2 protein-coding genes are annotated in these 3,764 nt (G+C 58.6%); both read left to right on the top strand.

Going from position 1 to position 3,764, the window contains the following annotated elements; genetic code table 11:
- Positions 1-1,989, top strand: a 1,989-nt coding sequence (locus tag V7D81_RS09500; protein WP_324316040.1) for an ATP-binding protein, incomplete at its 5' end; no start/stop codon positions are given.
- A partial coding sequence (locus V7D81_RS09495) for a site-specific DNA-methyltransferase (protein WP_324316038.1) occupies positions 1,970-3,764 on the top strand: 1,795 nt, incomplete at its 3' end. The genes V7D81_RS09500 and V7D81_RS09495, both read left to right, overlap by 20 nt.

Here is a 3,764-nt window from a genome sequence, read left to right as displayed (position 1 = left end):
ACCTGTATCGCAAGCTGCGCTCGCTCGGGGTGGATTTCAGGCAGCTGGCGGAAGATTGATGCGGTCGGTGTCGTGCGGGTCGGCGCCGTGACTGCTCAGGAACTGCTCGAAAATCTCAATCTCCTCGACGAGCACGAACGCATCGAGGCGAAGCGCGCGCGGGAAGTCGGCAAGTCTCTGCTCGAAACGGTTTGTTCGCTGTCGAATGAACCGGGGCTTGGCGGCGGCTGGATATTGCTGGGTGTGGTCAGGGAAGATCTGGCGCTTTTCCCGGCTTATGAAGTCGAAGGAATCGATGATCCCGACAAGCTGACGGCCGATCTCGCCAGTCAGTGTGCCACTACGTTCAATCGGCCGGTTCGCGTCGACATTCACCGCGAAAGCGTCGACGGCAAGACGGTGCTGGTCGTCACCGTGCCGGAAGCGCAGTCGCACGAGAAGCCGATTTTCTTCAAGGCACAGGGACTGCCGAGAGGCGCGTTCAGGCGTATCGGCAGTACCGACCAGCGTTGTACCGAAGATGACCTGTCGTTGTTCTTCCAGAGTCGTGGTCAGGAAAGCTTTGATGCAGGCATCGTCTGCGATGCCACCATGGAGGACCTGTCCGCAGAAGCGATTGCCGACTACCGCCAATCCCGTGCGCAGGCCAATCCCGATGCAGAAGAGCTGCGTTGGCCGGATGAAGAACTGCTGCTCGCACTGAAGGCGGTTCGTCGCGATGGCGGAAACATGCTTCATCCCACTGTTGCAGGTCTGATCCTGTTCGGGAAAGTTCAGGCACTGCGCCGCTGCTTTCCAATGACGCGCGTCGACTACATTCGCGTGCCCGGTCGCGAGTGGATTCCCGATCCGGAGCGCCGCTTCGATTCCGTGGAGATCCGCGACTCGCTGTTCCGGCTCATCCGCCGTGCGCAGGCCGCCATTCTGGACGACTTGCCGAAGGGGTTCGGTTTGAAGGAGGGCGAACTCCAGCGCGAGGACAAGCCGGTCATTCCGCAGCGGGTGATTCGCGAAGCGCTCGTGAACGCGCTGATGCATCGCAGCTACCGCAGCAATGCGCCGGTGCAGATCATCCGCTATGCCAATCGTCTGGAGATCCGTAATCCAGGCTTCTCTTTGAAGTCACCGGAGCATCTGGGCGAGCCGGGCTCTCAGCCTCGCAATCCCTGCATCGCGGCGGTTCTGCACGAAACCCGGTTTGCCGAGACCAAGGGCAGTGGTATCCGGGTCATGCGGGAGATGATGGATGCGGCAGGGCTGACGCCGCCGTTTTTCGAATCTGACCGCAGTGCCGATCAGTTCGTTGCCCGTTACTTCTTCCATCACTTCCTCGGCGATGAGGACATTCGATGGCTGGGTCGATTCCGGGATCTGAATCTGACCGAGGCGGAGGCGCGCGCACTGATTGTCGTGCGCGAAGTCGGCGAGATCGACAATGCCGACTACCGGGGCCTGAACAAGGTGGACGCCTTGATGGCAAGCCAGGCCCTGCGTCGCTTGCGCGATGCCGGGCTGTTGACACAGAAGGGCAGGGGCTCGGCGACCTGCTATCAACCGACGTCGCGGCTGATCGGGACAGGGGAGGAGGGAGGGGTATCCAGTAACCCCCATGGCTTATCCAGTAACCTCCCCGACTTATCCAGTAACCCTGCCGACTTATCCAGTAACCCTGATCCGCGCGACCCGGAGCGGGACGCCCTGCTGAACGAGCTGCCGGGTGAACTGGCAGCCCGCGTTGGCGGCCTGGGCAGGCGAGCCCGACCCGAAGATCTGCGGCAACTGATCGTGGAACTCTGTCGTGTCCGTTCATGGCGTGCCGAGGAACTGGCACGGCTGACCGGGCGGATGGCGGAAACGCTTCGCCAGAGCTACCTGCGACCGCTGATGGCGCAGCGGTTGATCGCGATGACCAATCCGGACGAGCCGAACGATCCGCAGCAGGCTTACCGAGCAGCCCAGCAAATCGACGATGCACAAGACCATGACTGACAAAACCACAGATCCGGGCGCTTCGCCCAATCCCGTTCATCGGCTTCGCGAACAACTGGCCGCGCTGATTCCGGAAGCGCTCTCCGAGGGCAGGCTTGACGTTGCAGCGCTCAAGCGTGCACTGGGCGAATCTGCGGTGATCGATGGTGGCGAACGTTATGCGCTCAACTGGGCCGGCAAGAGCGACGCCTACCGCGTGCTGCAAACGCCGTCCACGGCAACGCTACGTCCCGAGCGGGACAAGTCGATCAACTTCGACGAGGCGCAGCATGTCTTCATCGAAGGCGAAAACCTCGAAGTGCTCAAGGTGTTGCAGAAGGCGTATTTCGGCAAGGTCAAACTCATCTATATCGACCCGCCCTACAACACCGGTTCCGACAGCTTCATCTATCCGGACCGGTTCCAGGAGAGCAAGGAAGACTATCTGCGCCGCATCAACGAGCTGAATGACGACGGCACGTTGATGAGGGAAGGCTTCTTCCGCAAGAACAGCAAGGAGAGCGGTCACTACCACAGCAACTGGCTGTCGATGATGCTGCCGCGGCTTTACATCGCGAGAAATCTGTTGCGGGAGGACGGAGTGATCTTCGTGTCGTGCGACGACAATGAAGTGCACAACCTGCGGTTGTTGATGAATGAGGTGTTAGGAGAAGAAAATTTCGTAGCCCAGATGGTATGGGAAGGTGCGTCGAAGAACACTGCTGATCAAATCGGTGTGAATCACGAATATGTGCTCACGTATGCCAAATCTCTTCCCTCTGTACCTAAGGTTTGGGCTCTGGCAAAGGATGGAGTGGATCCCATCCTGCGGGAAGTCGAACGACTAAGAGTTCAGTATGGGGATGATTTCGATTCGGCATCGGCGGATCTTGCTGCGTGGTACAGAGCCAACAAGGCGACGCCATCTTTTGCACATCGTCGTTTTCGCTACATCGACAAGAATGGGGTCTATAAGGAAGACGATCCTACGGCGCCAGGAGGACGTAAGTTCAAGTTGATGAATCCAAGGACCAATGCGGAGATCCCACTTCGCGCCAATCGAGGCTGGGCATTCGATCAGGAGGAGTTCAATAAACTTGTAATGCACGATCGCATTAGCTTCATTTCGCAAACAAGCGTCATGGTGCGACGGTACTTGCACGAAACTGACACAGTCACGCCGCAAAGTGTGTTCTACCAGCCGACACGATCTGCATCCGAGCGACTCGGAAAATTACTGGGCGGCACCTATTTCGATTACCCAAAGGATGATGAAGTCGTTCGGCAGTTTGTCGAGATGGCCACGGATGTAGCTGATAAGGACTGCCTCGTCGTGGATTTTTTTGCAGGATCGGCGACAACGGCCCATGCGGTGCTTGAGCAGAATGCTCGTGATGGTGGGCGACGTCGATTCGTCGCCATCCAGCTCCCTGAGCCCGTCGACACAGAGCAGGCCAAGACTGCGGGATTCTCAACGATTTCCGACATCGCACGAGCCAGGATTGGGAAGTCGATTGAGCGCATCAAGGGCAGCGAAGATCTTGTTGCTATGTCTCCGCCGGGCCTGGGCTGCAAGTCGTTTCTCCTCACGCCCTCCCACTTCAAACAATGGCGCGGCGACGGCATCGATACATCGGAAGCGCTGGCCGAACAGATGAAGATGTTCGTCGATAGCGAGAAAGAGGGTGCCGAGACGGAATGGAAGCTGTACGAGCTACTGCTGAAGTTCGGTCAGGCGCTGACAGTTCCTATTGAAATCATAAATTTAGGCCCCGCCCCCCCCTCCCCCCGCCCCC

The organism is Povalibacter sp. (genome assembly GCF_036735925.1).
In the GTDB taxonomy this organism is placed as follows: Bacteria; Pseudomonadota; Gammaproteobacteria; order Steroidobacterales; family Steroidobacteraceae; genus Steroidobacter.
This window is presented reverse-complemented; position numbering and strand designations above follow the sequence as displayed.